Below are 18,733 nucleotides of genomic sequence, written 5' to 3'. Positions count from 1 at the left end.
GGGGTGACTTGCTAAGCGGAGGAAACTCCGCTTACAGTGACTCGTAGTGGAGGCTCCTCCGTTTCACATCGTACCGGCCGGATCCCCCTTCGCACAGCCGGGCACATCGCCGACAGGACAGGCACGATCATGACTGAGACCGCACGTATCACCACGCCGTTCACCGCCGCGTCCACCGCCGCCGAGGTCGTGGAGGGCATCGACCTCACCGGCCGCCGCGCCGTCGTGACCGGCGGGGCGTCCGGCATCGGCATCGAGACGGCGCGGGCGCTCGCCGGGGCGGGCGCGGAGGTGACGCTGGCGGTACGCGACCTCGGCGCCGGAGAGCGCACCGCGAACGACATCGTCGCGACCACCGGCAACAAGCAGGTCCTCGTCGCACCGCTGGACCTCGCCGACCAGGCGTCCGTGGCGGCGTTCACGGCCGCGTGGGACGGCCCGCTGCACATCCTCGTCAACAACGCCGGCGTCATGGCGTCGCCCGAGGCGCGCACCCCGGAGGGCTGGGAGCTGCAGTTCGCCACCAACCACCTCGGCCACTTCGCGCTCGCCACCGGGCTGCACCGGGCGCTCGCGGCGGCCGGCGGCGCCCGCGTCGTGTCGGTCAGCTCGAGCGCGCACCTGCGCTCGCCGGTCGTCTTCGAGGACATCCACTTCAGGGAGCGCGCCTACGAGCCGTGGTCGGCGTACGGGCAGTCCAAGACGGCCAACGTGCTGTTCGGGGTCGAGGCGACGAGGCGCTGGGAGAGCGACGGCATCACCGTCAACGCGCTCATGCCCGGCGGCATCCGGACCAACCTGCAGCGGCACGTCTCCCAGGAGGAGCTCGACCGGGCGGTCGCCGCGGCCGGCGGCGCGGGCATCACGTGGAAGACGCCCGAGCAGGGTGCCGCCACGTCCGTGCTGGTCGCGACGTCGCCGCTGCTCGAAGGCGTCGGCGGGCGCTACTTCGAGGACTGCAACGAGGCGGGCCGGAACCGGCCGGGCACCCGCAACGGGGTCGCCGCGTACGCCCTCGACCCCGAGGCGGCGGCCCGTCTCTGGCAGGTGTCGGCCGAGACGCTCGCCCGGTGATCCTCGCCTCGACCGCCACGGGTGACGGGCCGGACGTCCGCCCGCCGTCAACCGCGGGCGCCGGGACCCGCCGAAGAAGCGGCGGCCTCTCCCGGCCCGCCGGAAAGGATCATCTGTCGGGCCACCCCGACCATCCAGACGAGCGTGAAGGCGATCACCGTCGGGTTCTTGGCGGAGACGAGGATCGACGACACCAGCTCCCGCCGGTCCTCCGCGACCCAGTTCTCGATGGCCAGGCCGGGCAGGACGTCCAGCACGAAGAAGGCCGCTCCCAGGACGAGGAACTGGACGACGAGGCCGGACTTCCCGCGCTCGGCGAACGCCCTCAGCCGCCTCCGGCGGGCGTCGCGGCCGAGCGGCCCGAGCTCGGGATCGTCGACGATCGCCAGCCTCACGATCACGTACAGCAGCAGGATCCGGCGCGCCCCCGACCCCGGCGACCGTCGCCGCGTGCTCGTCTCCGCCGTCACCGGGAACGCTCCCGACCTCGGCGGCATCTTCGCCGACCTCGGCCGCGAGATGGGGGCCTTCATGGCGAAGTACGACGAGCGCGAACTGGCCGCGATCCTCGACTACGTCACCAACACCATCGCGGTCCTCAAGACCCAGACCGCCCGCCTGGCGTCACCCGACGGTCCCTGACACGGGCGCGTCGCCACGAACCCCCGGCGGGCCGGCCACCGAGGCGAGGAACTCGCGGACGACCCCGAGGAATCCGGCGGGGTCACCGGCGTGGACGAAGTGGTCGGCGTCCAGCTCGGCGAGGCGGGTGCCGGGACGTCGCTCGACCATGGCCCGGGCCTGGTCGGCGGGGATGACGCCCCGGGTGCCTCGGACCAGCAGGGCGGGACAGGCGCAGGCCAGCCAGTCGTCCCAGTGATCGCCGTGAACCAGGTCCTCCGAGTCGACCATGTCCTGGGGATGGAAGGGCAGCCGCCAGGTGCCGTCGGCGTTCTCCCGCAACGTGCCCGCGAAGAAGGGGGCCATCTCGCCGAGCCCTTCGACGAGCGCCTGACGGGTGGGGGCCTGGTCGGGCAGCGCGAGGACGAAGGCCAGCGGGTTGGGACCGTGCGGGTCGAGCCGGACCGGCCCCTCGGCGTTGACGAGGGCCTCGACCCGGCCGGGGTGGCGGGCGGCGAACTGGTAGGCGTTGACGGCGCCCAGCGAATGTCCCAGGATCGCGATCCGGTCGATGCCGAGATGGTCCAGCAGGGCGAGGACGTCGTCGAGGTAGCCCTGGCGGGAGTAGTCGGCCGCCCGTTCGGAGTCGCCGTGGCCGCGCTGGTCGGGGGCGATGACCCTCCAGCCGGGAGCCAGCCCGGCGGCCAGGCCGGCGAAGCTCGCGCCTTCGGACAGGTGGCCGTGCAGGGCGAGCAGGGGGCGGCCCGTGCCGCCGAAGTCGAGGTAGGACAGGCGGCGGCCGTCGATGTGCAGCTCGGCGCGGGTGGGGCCGGTCATGGCGGGTCTCCCGAGGGTCGTCGTCTGGGATACGACGACCGTAGTGCGGATTTGGGCAATTGCGCAAGGCGATTGCCTTAGGCACATGCCTAATTCGCTCGTCCCAGGCGCGGATAGCATGCCGGGCATGGGAAATCGCGAAGACCTGCTGGCCGGGGCCCGGCGCTGCCTGGAGGAGAAGGGATGGGCGCGCACCACCATCCGTGACATCACGGCCGCCGCGGGCGGGGTCAGCATGGCCGCCATCGGCTACCACTTCGGCTCGCGCGAGGCGCTGCTGAACGCGGCCCTCATCGAGGCCATCGACGAGTGGGGCACCGAGACCGGCCGCACCCTGTCCGGTTACGCCGAGCCTGGCGCGACCCCGGCCGAGCAGTACGAGGCCATGTGGGCGAGGATCATCGAGTCCTTCACCGCGCACCGGCCGCTGTGGATCGCCAGTTTCGAGGCGCTCCTGCAGGCCGAGCACTATCCCGAACTGCGGCAGCATCTGGCTCGCGGCCAGGCCGAGGGCCGCCGCGGGCTGGCCGCGATCCTGGCCGGGGTCCCGGAGGACACGGTCGGCGACGACGTGACGCGCACCCTGGGCACGGTGCAGCTGGCCCTGATGGGCGGCGTCATGACGCAGTGGCTGCTCGATCCCGAGCAGGCCCCGTCCGCGGCCCAGGTGGTGGCCGGCCTGAGAGCCGTCGTGAACGGCATCGACCCCGCAGCGGGGTAGCGGCGACCCCCGGAGCCGTACGGGCTGCGTCGCGACCCCCGAACCGCCGAACCGGGAGCATGCTCTCGTACTTTGGGCCGGTACAGAGTGATACGGGCTCTCGTACCATGAGGAGGTGCTCCCTCTCGTTCGCTCCGTGTGGGACGAGCCCCCTCCCCCCGACCCGCCGCGGCGGGTGTGGCGGGACTGGGCGCTCGTGGGGGTGCTCGTGCCGATCGCGCTGCTCGAAGGGGTGCTGCGGCCGGACCTTCCGTGGCGGGTCGTCTCGGTGGCGGTCACCGTTGGGCTGGTCCCCACCTTGTTGTGGCGCCGGACCAGACCGCTGCCGGTGGTCATGATCGTCTTCGGCACCACGAGCCTCGTCCCGCTGCTGACGGGCGGCGACTCCGCGGAGACGTACACGATGGGCTATCTGCTGCTCGTGGTGTACGCGCTGGTCCGGTGGGGGTCCGGGCGCGAGGCGGTGATCGGGTTGGCGATCATGCTCGTCGCGATCCACCTCTCGATCGTCTCCGACCGCCTCGCCCCCGCCGACGTGGTCGCCACGTTCGCCGTCACGTTCTCCGCCGTCGCCCTGGGCGGGGCGCTCCGGTACCGGGCGCGGGCGAGGATGCGCGAGCTCGACCAGGTCAAGATGCTCGAACGCGAGCAGCTCGCCCGCGACCTGCACGACATCGTCGCCCACCACGTCTCGGCGATGGCGATCCGCGCCCAGGCGGGCATCGCCACGTCGGCGTCGCGGCCGAACGCCGCGACCGACGCGCTCCACGTGATCGAGGCCGAGGCGTCGCGCGCCCTCGCCGAGATGCGCGCCATGGTCCGCGTCCTGCGCCGGGACCAGCCGGCCGACCTGGCACCCGGCCGGCGCGTCACCGACCTCCGGCAGCTCGCGAGCCGGGGCACGTCCGGCCCGTCCGTCGACGTGGAGATCCCGGACGACCTCGGCGACCTTCCCCCGTCGGTCGAGGCCGCGATCTACCGCCTCGCCCAGGAGTCGGTCACCAACGCCCTGCGGCACGCCCGTCACGCCACCCGCGTCGAGGTCCGCGTCACCGCCGACGACACGTCGGTGCGCCTGCGCGTGAGCGACGACGGCGACACCGGTTCCGCCCGCCCGCCCGCGCCGCCGGGATACGGGCTCATCGGCATGATCGAACGCGCCGAGCTGCTCGGCGGCACCTGCGAGGCCGGCCCGGACCCCGGTCGGGGCTGGACCGTCACCGCCGTACTGCCCCGGGCCGGGGTGGCGGCATGAGCATCCGGGTGCTCGTCGCCGACGACCAGGAGATCGTCCGCACCGGGCTCGCGATGATCCTCGACGCCCAGCCGGACATCGACGTCGTCGGCGAGGCCGCCGACGGGCGGCGAGCCGTCGAGCTCGCGCGGCGCCTGCGTCCCGACGTGTGCCTGTTCGACATCCGCATGCCCGGCCTCGACGGCATCCAGGCCACCCGCCTCCTCGCCGGGCCGGGCGTCGACGACCCCCTCGCCGTCGTCGTCATCACCACGTTCGACCTCGACGAGTACGTCTACGCCGCGCTGCGGGCCGGCGCCCGGGGTTTCCTGCTCAAGGACGCCGGCACCGTCCTGCTCTCCCAGGCCGTCCACGCCGCCGCCGGCGGTGACGCGCTCATCGCCCCGAGCGTCACCGCGCGGCTGCTCGGCGCCTTCGCCGAGACCGGGCCCGCCTCACCCTCGCTGCACCCCGTCGAGGCGCTCACGGACCGTGAGGAACAGATCCTCGTCACCGTGGCGCGGGGGCGGACCAACAGCGAGATCGCCGACGAGTTCCACATCTCCCTCAGCACCGTCAAGTCCCACATCGCGAGCCTGATGGCCAAGCTCGGTGCCCGCAACCGCGTCGAGATCGCCATGTGGGCCTACGAGACCAAACGCGTCAGGAACTGAGCCGCGCGCGGCGCCGCCGGGCGGCGCGGGGAACGGCCCGGTTGATGGCGATCCATCGGCGGAACGGCCCGCCCGGAGCCCGCCGATCGTCCATCGACCGGGCGTACTTTCGGCTGATGAGTCCCTCGCGGGGGGCTTCTACCGTGGTTCTCGTGGCACGAGACATCCTCGACGCCACCTGGCCGGCGACGCCTCCGATCCACCGCCACCGGCCACGACGCCGGTTCGCGAGCAGAGCGCCCCGGCAGACCCGTATCCCACCCGCGATGGATGAGGAGAATGCGTTGAAAGCGTTCGTCCTGCGCTCGTACGGCTCCCCCGACGTCCTCGATCTGACGGAGATCGACACACCCGTCCCCGGCGACGGCGAGGTGCTCGTCCGGGTGCGCGCCACCTCCGTCAACCCCTACGACTGGCACAACATGAGAGGCGAGCCGTACGTCGCGCGCCTGATGCCCGGCGCCCTGGGGTTTCGCGCCCCGAAGCTCCGCATCCTGGGCGCCGACATGGCCGGGCAGGTCGAGGCGGTCGGCGCGAAAGTGACGGCGTTCCGCCCCGGCGACGAGGTGTTCGCGCTGCTCGAGGAGGGCGGCTTCGGCGAGTACGTGTGCGTCCGTGAGGACGAGCTGGCGCCGAAACCGAAGAACCTGTCGTACGAGCAGGCGGCGTCGGTGCCGATGGCGGCGTGCACCGCCCTGCTGGGCCTGCGCGACGACGGACGGATCCAGCCGGGGCAGCGGGTCCTCGTCAACGGCGCCTCGGGAGGGGTGGGGACGTTCGCCGTGCAGATCGCCCGCGCGTTCGGCGCGGAGGTCACCGGCGTCTGCGGCCCGGGGAACGTGGGCATGGTCCGGTCGATCGGCGCCGACGAGGTCGTCGACTACACCAAGGAGGACTTCACCCGGAAGGAGCGGCGCTACGACCTCCTGCTGGACGTCGCGGGGGGCCGCCCGGTGTCGGCCTGCCGCCGGACGTTGACTCCCAAAGGGGCCTACGTCATCGTCGGCGGACCGGGCGGCCGATGGCTGCGGCCCGTCGGTCACATGGTCTCGGCCCTCGCGACCGCGCCGTTCGTGTCCCAGCGGACGGTCAGGACGGACGTGGTCCGATGCACGGAGAACAAGAGGAACCTGGTGACGCTCACCGAGCTCATCGAGGCCGGGAAGATCACCCCGGTCATCGACCGGCTCTACCCGTTCGAGGAGATCCGGGCGGCTGTCGAATACCAGGAGAAGGGACACGTACCGGGAAAGGTCGTCGTCACGCTCTGACGCAACGGGCCCACCACGCGTACGACGATCACCATCCGGCACCCCGGAACATGCCCGGCGCATCCGGCACCCCGAAGTATGCTGGGCGCCCGTGCGGGACCGAGCACGGGCGATCGACGATCATGGATGCGGCCGTCGCCACCTGCGGGATCGCGGCCACGAGAGGCATCGGCCGGACCGTGGAGCGGCAAGAGCGGTGGGAGCGGCCGGAGCAAGAGGTGGACCAGCATGACGCCCGGCGGGACCTCGGACCCGGAACTCACCCTCGCCGCCCAGGCCGGGGACGTCGCGGCGCTGGGGCTGCTGCTGGAGCGCCACCAGGCGGGCATGCGCGCGGTGGCGCTGAGCCTGCTGGGGCACGGGCCGGACGCGGACGACGCCGTACAGGACGCGGCACTGGTCGCGCTGCGGCGGATCGGCGATGTCCGGGACCCCGCGGCGGTGGGGCCGTGGCTGCGGATGATCGTCCGCAACGCGTGCCGGACGCGTCTCCGGTCCGTCCACGACGTCCGGTTCCTCGACGAGCCGGCGCCGCCCTCCGCCGACGCGACCCCCGAGCAGGCGCTGGAACGGCACGCGCTGCGCGACTGGATCTGGCGGGCGATCGAGGAGCTGCCCCCGCCCGTCCGGATGGCCGTCATGCTGCGGCACTTCAGCAGCGGTATCACGTCCTACCAGGAGATAGCGGCGGCCTGCGCGGTGCCCGTGGGCACGGTTCGCAGCCGGCTCAGCCAGGGGAGGGCCAAGCTGGCCGAGGCCCTGCGGGCGACCGCGGACTCGGCGCACGGCGACGCCGCCGAGCTGGCCGCGGCGAGCCGCCGGGAGGCCCTGGAGACCCTGGACGCGGCCGTGCGGGGGAGGTTCGCCGAGGTCCTGGCCGAACGGTGGTCGCCGGAGGTCGCGCTGCTCAGCGGGGAGCGCCCGAGGATCGGGCGCGAATTCCTGCTCAGGGGAATGGAGGGCGATCTGGAGGCGGGGGTCCGCCAGCACCTGGCCCACGTGGTCGCCAGCCGTGACATCACCATCTGGGAGATGGACATCGTCAATCCGGCGGAGAGCCCCGAACACTGCCCGCCCGCCGTGACCTGGCTCATGTCCCTCGACAAGGGCCGGGTGCGCCAGCTGCGGCTCTACCATCCGCAGCCCTCCGGAACGGCCCTTCACGACCCGCGGCCCTCCGGACCGGTCTGAGCGCGGAACGAACCGGTCTGAGCACGGAACGGACCGGCCCGAGCGCGGAACGAACCGGCCCGAGCACGGAACGGCGGCTCCGCCCGCGTCCACGGCTGTGACCACGATCACAGGGGCCGGATCGAACTTACCCGCCGCCCCCGCGTCCTGTCGGTGTCAGTGACGACACCACAAGACCGGAGATCCCATGAACGCCCTCGGCACGAACCCGCTGTCGCCCGGCACCCACACCCTCGACCTGAACGGCATCGTCCAGCGCTACCACGTCCACGGCACCGGACCGGTGTGCCTGGCACACTCCGGTGGCCCCGGAGTGTTCTGGGAGTACATGAGGATGCCGGCGGTGGAGCGGCACCTGACCATGGTGTACGTGGAGCCGATCGGCACGGGCGGATCGGGCCGCCTCGAGACGCACCCCCACGGTTACACGCGGGACCGCTACGCGGAGGCCCTCGACAACCTGATCGGCCACCTCGCGCTCCCGAAGGTGTACCTCCTCGGCCACTCGTACGGCGGTTTCGTGGTGCAGCACTACGCCCTGCGCCACGCCGACCGGCTCGCCGGGATCATCCTGTACGAGAGCGCACCGGTCACCGGGGCCGAGCACTTCGCCGAGGCCATGCGCAACCTGGAGGAGTTCACCCGGAGGAACGCGGGCAACCCCGAGCTCCAGGAGGTCCTCGACGCCTTCGGGTCGATCCCCGCCATCTCGAACGACGAGGAGTTCACCGCCACGATCCGCGGGCTGCTCCCGGCCTACCTCGCCGACTACTGGGGACGCGCGGAGGAGTTCGCGCCCATGAGGGCCTCGGTGAGCGGATCACACATCTCGGGCCTCGACGAGCACCTCGCCCCCGACGTCGTCGACGACCGGGAGCTACTGGGGGCGATCACCACGCCGACCCTGGTGATCGTCGGCCGGTACGACGTCATCTGCGGGGTGCGCTGGGCCCACGAGCTCGACAAGCTGATCCCCGGCTCCGAGCTGCTCATCCTGGAGGACAGCGGCCACTTCGGCCACCTCGAGGAGCCCGAGGAGTTCGCCCGGGCGATCGCCGCCTTCGCCGCGTCCACCGCGGTGTGACAGGCCCGCGGGCCTGTCGTACCGCGACCTTGGCCACCGGAGCCGAGCGGGACAGGGTTCCGCCCGGCCCTCCGGTTCCTTGAGCACCGGGTTGAGGCCGGCCGGCTCGATGACCGGGCCTTGAGCTCGGCGAAAACGACCTCATTCTCGCCGGTCGCCCGCGAACCGCGAGCGTGCCCGGCCACCGTGCCCCGCATCCGTGGCCGGGCACGGGCATCCCCTACCCGGCCGAGGGCGCCACCGGCTCGGAGTCGGTCCAGCCGGCCTCCAGCACCACCTCGGTGCCGTTGCTCCCGCCGGGCACGCCGGCGTTCAGGAAGGCCAGCACCATCGAGGTGTCCGGATCGATGATCAACCTGTTCGGGGTGGACCGGTCGTACATGCCGGGGAACGCGATCGCGACGCCCGGCCTGCCTCGCGGGTCCCTGGTGTGGCCCTCCGCCCGCACGAGGGGCAGCGCCGCCAGCGCCCGGTACGCGGCGCCCCGCACCTCAGGAGAGGCGGGCAGCTCGTACAGCAGTGACGCCAGCGCCATCGGCAGGTGGTCGTCCGCGGAGCGCTCGACCCCGACGTGGATGGCCTCCAGCGTCCGGTTCCTCAGAGCCTCGGGGTCGGCGGGCAGCGCCTTGACCTCTTCCAGTGTCAGCTGCTCGCCGCCGAACCGGAACTTCTTCCTGTTCTTGTACGAGCCCAGATGCCCTTCGCCCGGCGAGGTGGAGAAGGCGCCGTACTCCGTCCTCCCTTCGCCCGGCGAGACGGAGGAGTCACCGCGCTCCGCCTTCCATTCGGTCGGCGAGCCGTCGCGGCGCCAGGCCTCCACATCGAGGGGGCGCGTAGCCAGCTTCCTGTAGCCGGTCCAGGCCCGGCCCTCCTCGGAGATCCAGTCCTCGGTGATGGTGGAGCTCTCCAGTTGATAGGTGTCGCCCTTCCTGCCGTACGGCCTGGCCCACCGGATCGTGTTCAGCCGCTTGACGTGCCAGTAGGCGCCCTCGGGAGCGGCCTCGGCCCTGGTCGCGGCGGCCAGCAGGATCGAGGGGCCGGACAGGGCGGCCGTGCCGGGCTGGGAGGGGCGCAGTGCGGGGGTGGAGGTGTCCAGGCCGGGCACGAGGATCACCCCCGCGACCGCGGCCGCCGCGGCGAGTCCCGCGACACCGGCCCGCCATGGCAGGCGCCGCCTGGTCGCCGCGTGCACGCGTGCCTGCACCCTCGCCATCGCGAACGGGTCGTGGGCGGGCCGGCCGTACAGTTCACGGACCTTGGTGAGCTCATCCATGATTCTCCTTCGTCGGGTCGGCACCCAGAGCGGCGCGGATCTTGCTTCTGGCACGGCTCAGCCGCGAGCCGACCGTGCCGTAGGAGATGCCGAGCGCGGCGGCGATCTCCTCGTGGCTCAGCCCCGCCAGGGCCGTCAGGAGCAGTACGTCGCGCTCGCCCCGCCCGAGACGGGCGATGGCCTCGGCGAGCGCGGGGCGCAGGCTCTCGGCGCTGACCTGGTCCGCCACCCGTTCCTCGTGGCCGGGTGAGTCGGCCGGGGGGCCGTACCTGTTCATGGCGCGCAGCGCGCGGACCTCGGCCCTGCGGTGCTTACCGATGAGGTTGGTGGCGATGCCGTACAACCAGGTTCTGACGCCGGCCCTGGCGGGGTCGTACCGCGCTCGCTTGCGGAACGCCGTCAGGAACGTCTCGGCCACCACGTCCTCGGCATGTCCGGGGCCGAGTCGCCGGGTGACGTAGCCGTGAATCTCGCCGAAGTATGCGTCGAAGACCGCGGAGAAGTCGTCGAGCGACCGTTCTGGCGGTCGTTCGACCGGCGTGGTTGTCATCGAGGACCTCTCGGGAGCGAATGTCGGTCATGGGGTATCACCCGATGGGCCGACGTGCTTTCCCGATCACCGGTAGGGGCGGACCGCCGAGGGGCCGGTGCGCCCCGGACCTCAGTTTCCCTTCGGAGGGGTTTCGATCGTCATCGGCGACTCCCCGAACAGGTCGACCTCGGGAAGGTCCTCCGCCTCGACGACCAGGTCCTCGGGCGGCGGCTCGATGGTCACCCTGGCGCCCCAGCCGGTGAAGCGCAGGTCGGAGCTGAGGCCCAGCTCGTAGTCGTCGTTCGTCTGCTGGGAGGTCGTGGTGGTCAGGCGGGTGACCCTGCCCTTGGCGTCGAACCAGAGCGCCCAGGCGACCTTCTCGCCGCGCTCCGACGGGAGACCGCCGAAGGGCAGACCAGGGATCTTGGAGGTGCGGACGGTGCCCTTGGCGGCACGTGGGCCGACGGAGGAGGCGGTTGCGAGCAGCGCCCGCAGCGTGCCGGGATGGAGGAGATCGACCGTGACATCCGCGGGACTGGATTCCGGCCACCGGCTGCGCACCCAGTTCTTGCCCAGCGGCAGCCTGCCGACCAGTTCACCGCCCGAGGTGTAGTTCGCGTCTTTGACTTTGATGAGCAGCGAGGGGAAGGGAATCCTTCCAAAGGAAGATCACGGCTCCGTCTCGAATATGAACCCTCGGCTTCACGCTCGAAATCGTTCGAGCGAAAAGGTGAACGCGCCCGCGTGCCGGTCTCTCACCCGGCCTGCCGGGACACCGGGCAGTTCGGCCTCGCACCCGGCCTGCCCGGTGTCCCGGCGCCCGTGGTCCGCGATCGGCGGCCGTCGGGAGCGCGCTTTCACGGGCCTTTGCCCCTGGCGCGGAAGGCCGCGGTCTTGACGCGGTTCTGGCAGCTGGTGCCGCAGAACCGGCGGGTACCGTTGCGGGAGACGTCCACGTAGACCCGGTCGCAGTGCGGCGCCGTACACACGCCGAGACGGTCGTGATACTCGCTCCCCAGCACGATCGCGAGACCGGTGGCACAGCTCGCCGCCCAGTCGCCCGCCATGGTGCCACCCGGGCCGTGGAAGTGCAGGTGCCACGGCTCCCCGTCGTGACGTTCGAGCATCGGCCGGGCCCGGGTCTCCTCCAGAAGAGCGTTGACCCGCAGGGCGGCGGTGTCGACGTCTCCCGTCGTGACGGCGTCGAAGACCGTGCGCAGCCGCGCCGCGATCTCGACGAGCTCACCGGCCTCCACCTCGGTGACCTCCCGATGGCCCGGGTATCCGGTGCGCAGACCCTCCGTGGCGGCGGCGGCGAGATCTCGCGGCGGCGGGAGGTCGCGGCCCCGCCTCTCTCCCGGGGTCAGCTCGTTGACCAACCCCACCGCCACCCGGACGATCGCATCAGCGTGACTGTTGAAATCCACTTGACCAGTTACATCCTCGCGTTCTAGCTTGTAACTGTCATAAGCTTATACGGCAGTTACAAGGAGACTATGGTGCTCACCCACGATGCCGCACTCGAGTGGATCGCACGCTGGGACCGCCAGCAGGAGGGCTACCTGCCCGACCGCGAGGAGCGCTTCACCGCGCTGATCGACGCCGTCGAAGCGACGGACCGCCCCGATCCGCTGGTCGTCGACCTCGGCTGCGGACCGGGCTCGCTGTCCGCCCGCCTCCTGGAACGGCTGCCCGGGGCGACAGTGATCTCGGTCGACGCGGACCCCCTGCTGCTCGGCCTCGGCCGGGCCGCCTACCCGCACCTCACCTTCGTCTCCCTCGACCTGCGCACCCCCGGATGGACCGGGTCCCTGGGCCTGGACCGGCCGGCCGACGTCGCGGTGAGCACCACCGCGCTGCACTGGATCTCCGGACCGGACCTCCGGAAGATGTACGCCGAGCTGGCGACCGTGCTGCGTCCGGGCGGGCTCCTGCTCAACGGCGACCACATGGACACCGACGACACCACTCCGGCCCTCGCCCGCCTCGAACGCACCGTGCACGACCGGGAGACCCGGCGCGCGTTCGCCGGAGGCCACCCCGAGGGCTGGCGCCAGTGGTGGGAGGCGGTCGACGCGGATCCCGCCTTCGCCGAGCTCCGCACCGCACGCACCACCGCGGGCGCCGACCATCACGGCTCGGAGTCCTCCCTGCTCTCCGAACACGTCGACGCCCTCCGCGATGCCGGGTTCGCCGAGATCGGCACCCTCTGGCAGCGCGGCAACAACCGTCTCCTCTGCGCCGTCCGCGACTGATCCGGGCACCGGCACCCCCGCGGCCCGCCGACCGGTCGTGAGCGCCGGACCACGTTTCAATACCCCTGCCCATGGACGAGACCTTCCCGTACCATCCCTGCATGTCCCCTCGCATAGTGGTCATAGTGCTGGCGGCCGTGCTCGCTACCGGAGCCGCGTTTCCTCCCCGTTCCGTCCGCGGGGACGTCAACGGGGACGGCGGGGCCGACCTGGTGGTGGGCGGCGCCGGTCCGCTCACGATCCAGCCGCTGAAGGGCAGGGCGGCGGTCCGGGACCAGCACGCGACCGCGCTGTCGACGGGCGACTTCGACGGGGACGGCCTCGCGGACGTGGCGGTCGGCGCCGGCGGCACGGTCACCGTCCTGTACGGCCGGCGCGCGGACGGCTATGTCGGCAGGACCGGCCGATTCACCCCCGGCCAGGGCGGTGTTCCCCGGCTCGGCACCGGCCACGGCTTCGGCAACGCGCTGACCACCTCCGACCTCGACCGCGACGGCTACACCGACCTCGCCGTAGGGGCGCCGGAGACCACGCTGGACGGCGCGGCGACGCACGGCGGCGCCGTCGTCGTCCTGTACGGCTCCCGCCGCGGTCTCACCTCCTCCGGAGCACTGAGGCTCAGCGAGAACACGCCGGGAGTGGTCGGCTTCAGCCAGCACAGCCGCCTCTTCGGCGCCGCGCTGGCGGCCGGCGACGTGACCGGAGACGGATACAACGACCTGGTGGTCACCGCGCCGTCCGGACGGCCGGGATACGACATCGGCGGGGCCGTCCACGTGTTCAAGGGGTCGGCCAGAGGCGTGACGACCACCGGAGACACCATGGTGACCAGCGGAAACGTGGACGGTCGCACCATGGACACACAGGCGTGCGCGGGTGGTCCCGACGGTGCCGACAACAAGGCGAACACCGCCAGGTGCACGCGCGAGCCGTTCGGCTGGTCGGTGCGGGTCGGCCGTTTCCACGGCGGCAAGCACGCCGACGTGATCGTCGGAATCGGTACCGGCAGGCTTCTCGTCCTGCGAGGCGGTCCCGCGGGCGTCGACAAGCACCGGCTGAAGACGCTGGCCCTGCCCGGCATCACCGGGACGAGCGACCCGGCCAACGACCACGCCGGCTCGCTCGCCGCCGGCGACGTCGACAAGGACGGGTACACCGACCTCGTCGCGGGAGCTCGCGGCCGGGGCGAGGTCGCCCTCCTGTACGGCTCCGCCACCGGGCCGCGCCGGCCGGACTGGGTCGGGAAGGGCGGGGCCAACGTGGCGCTGCTCGACGTGGACGGCGACACCGTCCCGGAACTCGCCACCACCGACGGAGGCTCCACCCGGATTCTCTGGATCAAGAACGGCCGGGTCGCCAGGACCACCGTGCTTCCCCTGGAAGGCCGGCTGATCGCGCGCTGACCGGAGCCGGCGCCCGAGCCGCGTCGCCCTGGTCACCCGGCACGCAGGCATCGCCGGCCCAGCACGCCGGACCACAGGACGATCGGCGGGTGAAGGACGTACCCGAGCTGTTCCATCGCGACCGACGGCCCCCGCGCACCGGTCGCCCACGCCCGCGCGATCCCGCCGGTCGGCGAAGGACCGTCGCGTCAGCGCCGGTCGTCGGCGAAGGCCGCACGCGGATCGAGGAGCCGGCCTCGCGCGTGCTCCTCGTCGAAGGCGTCCGGGCCGAGCGCCTCGACGGCGGCGGCGCGCACCTTGGCGAGGTCGGCCGCGTCGTCGGGATCCGGTACCTGGCCGAGCGACGCGAACGCGCCGTCCGCGACTCCGGCCAGCCGCGCCGCCCTCGCGTGATCGCCCTCGGCCGAGGCGTACGCGGCGCCCGCCACGCAGACGTACGGCACGAAGTCGGCCCAGCCGTTGCGGAACACCCGCTCACGGCCCTCGGCGAACAGCTTCCCCGCCACGTCGAGATTGCCCAGGCCCAGCTCGCAGAACGCGAGGTTGTGATACTCGGAGTTGACCGTCTCGGGCCGGCCGAGCGCCTCGTTGAGGGCGATGCTCTCCCGGTACAGATCCCGGGCGCGCAGCAGGTCGCCGGACATGCGCGCCACGGCGGCCAGCACGTGCCTGGGCCGTTCCTCAAGGCCACGGTCACCGGAGCGCAGCGCGACCGCGAGCGCCTCGCGGGCCCGGGCCTCCCCGCCTGGCAGGTCACCGCCGCGGATGGCGACCCGGGCCAGGCTGTAGCGGGCCTCCACCTCGCCCGCCGGGTCGCCGGCCGCCCGGGCCCGCTCGATCTCGGCCTCGCTCATGCGCACCACGGCGTCGCTCTCACCGCGCCGGAAGGCCGAGCGCACGCTCTCGCTGAAGTTCATTCGATCCTCTTCCTCGGCTGGACGGTCTCGTCCGTCACCGTGCTTCGAACACGGTCCATTTCTCCACGGGGCGGAAACCCATCGACTCGTAGAGCGGCCGGCCCATCGCGCTGGTGTGCAGGTAGGCCTCGCCCGCTCCGGCCGCGACGCCGTCCAGCAGCACGGTCTCGGTGATCGCCCGGCCCAGGCCACGGCTCCGCGCGTCCGGCACGACGGCGATGTTGAACACGCCGACCACGCCGGGGCCCCGGATCCCGAGCCCGGTGCCGGTGGGCCGTCCGTACTCCTCAGCCAGATAGCCGGTGACGGGGCCGGCGTCGAGCACACCGCCGCCCATCAACGAGCCGAAGACGCCCTCGGGAGCTTCGAAGCCCTGGGTGAGAGCCTCGGTGTAGAGGTCGCTCTCGGTCGCGCCGACCTGGCGTACCGGCTTTCGCCGTGCCGCGTCGGCCCGGAACACGACGTCGCCCGTGGCGCAGGCCAGCAACCACAGATCACTGCGTTCGGCCAGCCCGTGCCGGGCCGCGAGGTCGGCGATCTCGCCGCCCGCCTCGCCCCGAACCATGATCGACCATGGCACGCCCCGCCCGCCGACCTCGGTCGCCATCTCGTCGAGCGACTCGCGATCCGGTTCCGGTTCCGTGTCGTAGGCGGCGTTCAACGTCGCGACGCCCGCGCCGGTCACCGCCGCACGGGCGGTGCCCCGCTCGGCGTACCAGCCCGTCGGCGTCACCCCGCAGAGGAACTCGATGGCGTCGAAGTACGCCGCCGCCATCCGGTCGGCGGTGGTGTCCATCGCCTTCTCCCTCGTGTTTCCCATAGTCAGCGGCGAGCCGGAGGACTCGCGGCCCGATAAAGGACGATACCGGCCGCCGCCCAGACGGCCTGCCCGCGCACCCGGTCAAGGGCGGCTCCGGTGACCTCGCGCCGACCGACGCCGAAGACGAGGAAGACGAGGAAGACGAGGAAGACGAGGAAGACGAGGAAGACGAGGAAGACGAGGAAGTGGCCGAGGTCGTCGCACCCCGGATGCTCGGTGTCGCCGCCCGGGCCGTGGAGCTCGGCCGCCTGCCGCGCCACCCCCGGGACGCCGTCGCCCCGCTCGTGGGGTCCGGACCGCCTGTCCATTAACCCTATACAAAAGGTAGGATTAGTAGGCATACTTGCGGCCGTTTGCTTCGTTCCCCGAGGAGCCCCTTATGCGCCGCGTTGTTGCCTTGTTTGGCGTGCTCATCCTGATCGGCAGCCTCACCGCCTGCGGAGGAGGTGAGACGAAGGCCGATAAGGAACAACTGCGCGTCGGCTACCAGCGGTTCGGCGGGCAGAGCCTGCTCAAGGCCAGGGGGCTCGCCCCGAACGCCTCCTGGTCGCTGTTCGAGAGCGGTCCCGCCCTGACCGAGGCGATCAAGGCCGGTGCCATCGACATCGGGCAGACGGGCGAGGCGCCGCCGATCTTCGCCGCGGCCGGCGGCACCAAGTTCAAGATCATCGCAACCTCCGAGCCGGTGCCGAAGGGCGAGGCGGTCCTGGTCAAGGAGAAGAACGGCTTCACCTCCTTCAAGGACCTCAAGGGCAAGAAGGTCGCGCTCAACAAGGGGTCGAACGTCAACTGGCTGCTGGTCAAGCTGCTCGAGGCCAACGACATGAAGATCACCGATATCGAGGTCCAGTACCTCAAGCCGGCCGAGGCCCGTCCCGCGTTCGACAACGACCAGGTCGACGCCTGGATCATCTGGGACCCGTACTTCTCCCTCGCCGAGCAGCCGGGCGTGAAGGTCCTCGCCGACGCCACCGGCCTGGCCAACAACCGCGAGTACCTGCTGGTGTCACCCGAAGCCCTGCGGAACAAGCCCGGCCTGGTACGTGAGTACCTGAAGGTCTACCGCGAGGTCACGGACTGGGGCATCGCCAACCCGGAGGAGCGCGTCAAGCTGCTCGCCCCCGAGCTGAAGATCCCCGAGGACGTCGCCCGCCGCGCCCTGGAGCGCAGCGCCCAGCCGCTCGCGCAGGTGGACGCCACGATCGGCGACGAGCTCCAGCAGATCGCGGACGGCTTCGCCGACCTCGCGCTCATTCCCGGCAAGGTCGACGTCAAGAGCCTCGTCGACCCGAGCTTCTCGGACGTCCTGAAGTGAGGTTCAGGCCACGGCGGCTGATCACACCGATCGTGCTGCTCGCCGGATGGGAGGCCACCGCGCAGCTCGGCCTCCTCTCGCCCGACAAGCTCCCCCCGCCGAGCAAGATCGCGGCAGCGGCCTGGCGGTTGTCCCTGGACGGATCCCTCGGCCAGCACCTGCTGGAATCCCTGGAGCGGGCCGCCCTCGGGCTGCTCATCGGAGGCTCGCTCGCCCTCGTCCTGGGCGCGCTCGCGGGGTTGCTCCGGATCGGGGACGACCTCGTGGACCCGCCGGTCCAGGCGGCCCGGATGCTGCCGCACCTCGGACTCGTCCCGCTGCTCATCATCTGGGTGGGCATCGGGGAGTCGTTGAAGGTGTCGCTGGTGGCGCTGGGCGCGTTCTTCCCGATCTATCTCAACACCTACGCCGGCATCCGCGACATCGACGAGAGACTGGTCGAGGCCGCCCGGACCTGCGGCCTCACCCACCTTGAGCGGATCCGGCACGTCGTGCTGCCGGGCGCGATGCCGTCCCTGTTCCTCGGCCTGCGACTGGCGTTCGCCGCGGGCTGGCTCAGCCTCGTCGTCGGGGAACAGGTCAACGGGCAGAGCGGCCTGGGCTTCATGATGATGGAGGCCCGCGACTTCAGCCAGACGGAGATCGTCGTGCTGGGCCTGGTCGTGTACGCGTCCCTCGGCCTGCTGTCCGACCTGGCGTTGCGCACCGCGGAAAGGAGAACGCTGTCATGGCGACGCGGCCTGCAGGCGTCATAGCCGCCACCGGGGTACGCCGGGTCTTCGCCGGCACGACGGTCCTGGACGGCGTCGACCTGCGGATCGAACGGGGCGAGGTCGTCGCCCTGCTCGGAGAGAGCGGATCGGGCAAGAGCACGCTCCTGCGGATCCTCGCGGGCCTCGACGAGGAGGCCTCCGGCGACTTCACGACCTCCGGGTCGAAGGCCGTCGTGTTCCAGGAGCACCGGCTGCTGCCGTGGAAACGGGTGGCCGACAACGTGGCGCTGGGCGTCCGCGGCCGGGACGCCCAGGAGCGCGCGACGACGGCCCTCGAGGAGGTGGGGCTGGCCGACCGGCGTGACGCCTGGCCGTCGGAACTGTCCGGCGGGCAGTCCCAGCGCGTGGCGTTCGCCAGGGCGCTGGTCCGCGAACCGGACCTGCTCCTGCTCGACGAGCCCTTCGGCGCGCTCGACGCGCTGACCAGGCTGAAGATGCAGGCCCTGTTCGGCAGGCTCCGCGCCAGGCACGGCTTCGCCGCCCTCCTCGTCACCCACGACGTGGAGGAGGCGCTCCTTCTCTCCGACCGGATCCTCGTCCTGGACAGGGGCCGCATCGCCGAGGAGATCGAGGTCGATCTCGGCCGTCCCCGCTCCGTCGACGTACCCGGCTTCAGCGACCTCCGCCGCCGCCTGCTGGCCCTCCTCCACGTCCCGGCCGACCCCGAGGAACCCCGGACGCGCAGCCCTGTCATGCGCGGGGGACGTCGTTCAGAGGACTAGGTCGCGGCCGGTGGGA

The 18,733-nt window shown here is 71.9% G+C and carries 22 protein-coding genes; 13 read left to right on the top strand and 9 right to left on the bottom strand.

Going from position 1 to position 18,733, the window contains the following annotated elements; genetic code table 11:
• The first annotated feature begins 129 nt into the window (after nucleotides 1-129).
• Complete coding sequence (locus AB0F88_RS28215; protein ID WP_362690338.1) at nucleotides 130-1,074, top strand: SDR family NAD(P)-dependent oxidoreductase; 945 nt, start codon at nucleotides 130-132, stop codon at nucleotides 1,072-1,074.
• A gap of 47 nt (nucleotides 1,075-1,121) precedes the next feature.
• Here the strand turns inward: AB0F88_RS28215 and AB0F88_RS28210 are convergent, their stop codons facing one another.
• A complete protein-coding gene (locus AB0F88_RS28210) occupies nucleotides 1,122-1,544 on the bottom strand; it encodes a hypothetical protein (RefSeq protein WP_362690335.1) in 423 nt (140 codons plus the stop codon).
• Between AB0F88_RS28210 and AB0F88_RS28205 the strand changes: the two genes are divergently transcribed.
• Nucleotides 1,525-1,716 (top strand): hypothetical protein, encoded by a 192-nt coding sequence (locus AB0F88_RS28205; RefSeq protein WP_362690332.1) that lies wholly within the window; start codon nucleotides 1,525-1,527, stop codon nucleotides 1,714-1,716. The genes AB0F88_RS28210 and AB0F88_RS28205 overlap by 20 nt on opposite strands.
• Here the strand turns inward: AB0F88_RS28205 and AB0F88_RS28200 are convergent.
• A complete protein-coding gene (locus tag AB0F88_RS28200) occupies nucleotides 1,699-2,532 on the bottom strand; it encodes an alpha/beta hydrolase (protein WP_362690329.1) in 834 nt (277 codons plus the stop codon). The two genes, AB0F88_RS28205 and AB0F88_RS28200, sit on opposite strands and share 18 nt — an antisense overlap.
• A 127-nt stretch (nucleotides 2,533-2,659) precedes the next feature.
• On the opposite strand from AB0F88_RS28200, the gene AB0F88_RS28195 reads away from it, so the two are divergent.
• From AB0F88_RS28195 to AB0F88_RS28170, 6 genes are all read left to right on the top strand, one after another.
• Nucleotides 2,660-3,253, top strand: a complete 594-nt coding sequence (locus AB0F88_RS28195) for a TetR/AcrR family transcriptional regulator (protein WP_362690326.1) — start codon at nucleotides 2,660-2,662, stop codon at nucleotides 3,251-3,253.
• Between the two features lie 115 nt (nucleotides 3,254-3,368).
• Nucleotides 3,369-4,508 (top strand): sensor histidine kinase, encoded by a 1,140-nt coding sequence (locus tag AB0F88_RS28190; protein ID WP_362690323.1) that lies wholly within the window; start codon nucleotides 3,369-3,371, stop codon nucleotides 4,506-4,508.
• The gene (locus AB0F88_RS28185) at nucleotides 4,505-5,161 is read left to right on the top strand and encodes a response regulator transcription factor (RefSeq protein ID WP_362690320.1); all 657 of its coding nucleotides are present in this window, start codon (nucleotides 4,505-4,507) and stop codon (nucleotides 5,159-5,161) included. The genes AB0F88_RS28190 and AB0F88_RS28185 overlap by 4 nt, the downstream gene beginning before the upstream one ends.
• A 266-nt stretch (nucleotides 5,162-5,427) precedes the next feature.
• On the top strand, nucleotides 5,428-6,432 hold the full coding sequence (locus AB0F88_RS28180) for an NAD(P)-dependent alcohol dehydrogenase (RefSeq protein WP_362690317.1): 1,005 nt from the start codon (nucleotides 5,428-5,430) through the stop codon (nucleotides 6,430-6,432).
• Between the two features lie 228 nt (nucleotides 6,433-6,660).
• A complete protein-coding gene (locus AB0F88_RS28175) occupies nucleotides 6,661-7,623 on the top strand; it encodes a sigma-70 family RNA polymerase sigma factor (protein ID WP_362690314.1) in 963 nt (320 codons plus the stop codon).
• A gap of 187 nt (nucleotides 7,624-7,810) precedes the next feature.
• Nucleotides 7,811-8,707 carry an alpha/beta hydrolase gene (locus AB0F88_RS28170; protein WP_362690312.1) on the top strand — a complete coding sequence of 299 codons (897 nt, stop codon included), beginning with the start codon at nucleotides 7,811-7,813 and terminating at the stop codon, nucleotides 8,705-8,707.
• A 220-nt stretch (nucleotides 8,708-8,927) separates the two neighbouring features.
• Here the strand turns inward: AB0F88_RS28170 and AB0F88_RS28165 are convergent, their stop codons facing one another.
• The 4 genes from AB0F88_RS28165 to AB0F88_RS28150 form a co-directional block, all read right to left on the bottom strand.
• Nucleotides 8,928-9,980, bottom strand: coding sequence for a CU044_5270 family protein (locus AB0F88_RS28165; RefSeq protein WP_362690309.1), 1,053 nt, complete (start codon nucleotides 9,978-9,980; stop codon nucleotides 8,928-8,930).
• Nucleotides 9,973-10,530, bottom strand: a complete 558-nt coding sequence (locus AB0F88_RS28160) for an RNA polymerase sigma factor (protein ID WP_362690306.1) — start codon at nucleotides 10,528-10,530, stop codon at nucleotides 9,973-9,975. Before AB0F88_RS28160 ends, AB0F88_RS28165 begins: the two co-directional genes overlap by 8 nt.
• A gap of 111 nt (nucleotides 10,531-10,641) precedes the next feature.
• A complete protein-coding gene (locus tag AB0F88_RS28155; protein WP_362690303.1) occupies nucleotides 10,642-11,073 on the bottom strand; it encodes a hypothetical protein in 432 nt (143 codons plus the stop codon).
• 296 nt (nucleotides 11,074-11,369) lie between these two features.
• Nucleotides 11,370-11,939: a CGNR zinc finger domain-containing protein gene (locus tag AB0F88_RS28150; protein ID WP_362690300.1), complete on the bottom strand. Its 570-nt coding sequence runs from the start codon at nucleotides 11,937-11,939 to the stop codon at nucleotides 11,370-11,372.
• Between the two features lie 72 nt (nucleotides 11,940-12,011).
• On the opposite strand from AB0F88_RS28150, the gene AB0F88_RS28145 reads away from it, so the two are divergent.
• Nucleotides 12,012-12,767, top strand: a complete 756-nt coding sequence (locus AB0F88_RS28145; protein ID WP_362690297.1) for a class I SAM-dependent methyltransferase — start codon at nucleotides 12,012-12,014, stop codon at nucleotides 12,765-12,767.
• Between the two features lie 101 nt (nucleotides 12,768-12,868).
• Nucleotides 12,869-14,170, top strand: coding sequence for an FG-GAP-like repeat-containing protein (locus AB0F88_RS28140; RefSeq protein WP_362690294.1), 1,302 nt, complete (start codon nucleotides 12,869-12,871; stop codon nucleotides 14,168-14,170).
• A gap of 188 nt (nucleotides 14,171-14,358) precedes the next feature.
• Here AB0F88_RS28140 and AB0F88_RS28135 read toward each other — a convergent pair whose 3' ends face one another.
• From AB0F88_RS28135 to AB0F88_RS28125, 3 genes are read right to left on the bottom strand one after another with little or no spacing between them, the layout of a single operon-like run.
• Nucleotides 14,359-15,087 (bottom strand): hypothetical protein, encoded by a 729-nt coding sequence (locus AB0F88_RS28135; protein WP_362690291.1) that lies wholly within the window; start codon nucleotides 15,085-15,087, stop codon nucleotides 14,359-14,361.
• Nucleotides 15,088-15,121: 34 nt separating this feature from the next.
• The gene (locus AB0F88_RS28130; RefSeq protein ID WP_362690288.1) at nucleotides 15,122-15,883 is read right to left on the bottom strand and encodes a GNAT family N-acetyltransferase; all 762 of its coding nucleotides are present in this window, start codon (nucleotides 15,881-15,883) and stop codon (nucleotides 15,122-15,124) included.
• Between the two features lie 26 nt (nucleotides 15,884-15,909).
• Nucleotides 15,910-16,215, bottom strand: a complete 306-nt coding sequence (locus tag AB0F88_RS28125; protein ID WP_362690285.1) for a hypothetical protein — start codon at nucleotides 16,213-16,215, stop codon at nucleotides 15,910-15,912.
• Nucleotides 16,216-16,286: 71 nt separating this feature from the next.
• On the opposite strand from AB0F88_RS28125, the gene AB0F88_RS28120 reads away from it, so the two are divergent.
• Genes AB0F88_RS28120 through AB0F88_RS28110 form a run of 3 tightly spaced genes read left to right on the top strand, consistent with a single transcriptional unit; the run spans nucleotide 16,287 to nucleotide 18,717 of the window.
• Complete coding sequence (locus AB0F88_RS28120) at nucleotides 16,287-17,222, top strand: aliphatic sulfonate ABC transporter substrate-binding protein (RefSeq protein WP_362690282.1); 936 nt, start codon at nucleotides 16,287-16,289, stop codon at nucleotides 17,220-17,222.
• Nucleotides 17,219-17,977 carry an ABC transporter permease gene (locus AB0F88_RS28115; RefSeq protein ID WP_362690279.1) on the top strand — a complete coding sequence of 253 codons (759 nt, stop codon included), beginning with the start codon at nucleotides 17,219-17,221 and terminating at the stop codon, nucleotides 17,975-17,977. Before AB0F88_RS28120 ends, AB0F88_RS28115 begins: the two co-directional genes overlap by 4 nt.
• Nucleotides 17,950-18,717: an ABC transporter ATP-binding protein gene (locus AB0F88_RS28110; RefSeq protein WP_362690276.1), complete on the top strand. Its 768-nt coding sequence runs from the start codon at nucleotides 17,950-17,952 to the stop codon at nucleotides 18,715-18,717. Before AB0F88_RS28115 ends, AB0F88_RS28110 begins: the two co-directional genes overlap by 28 nt.
• Nucleotides 18,718-18,733 lie beyond the last annotated feature (16 nt).

Source organism: Streptosporangium sp. NPDC023963 (assembly GCF_040639135.1).
Taxonomy (GTDB): domain Bacteria; phylum Actinomycetota; class Actinomycetes; order Streptosporangiales; family Streptosporangiaceae; genus Streptosporangium.
The sequence above is the reverse complement of the archived record's forward strand: the minus strand, read 5'-3'. Positions and strand labels throughout refer to the sequence as shown.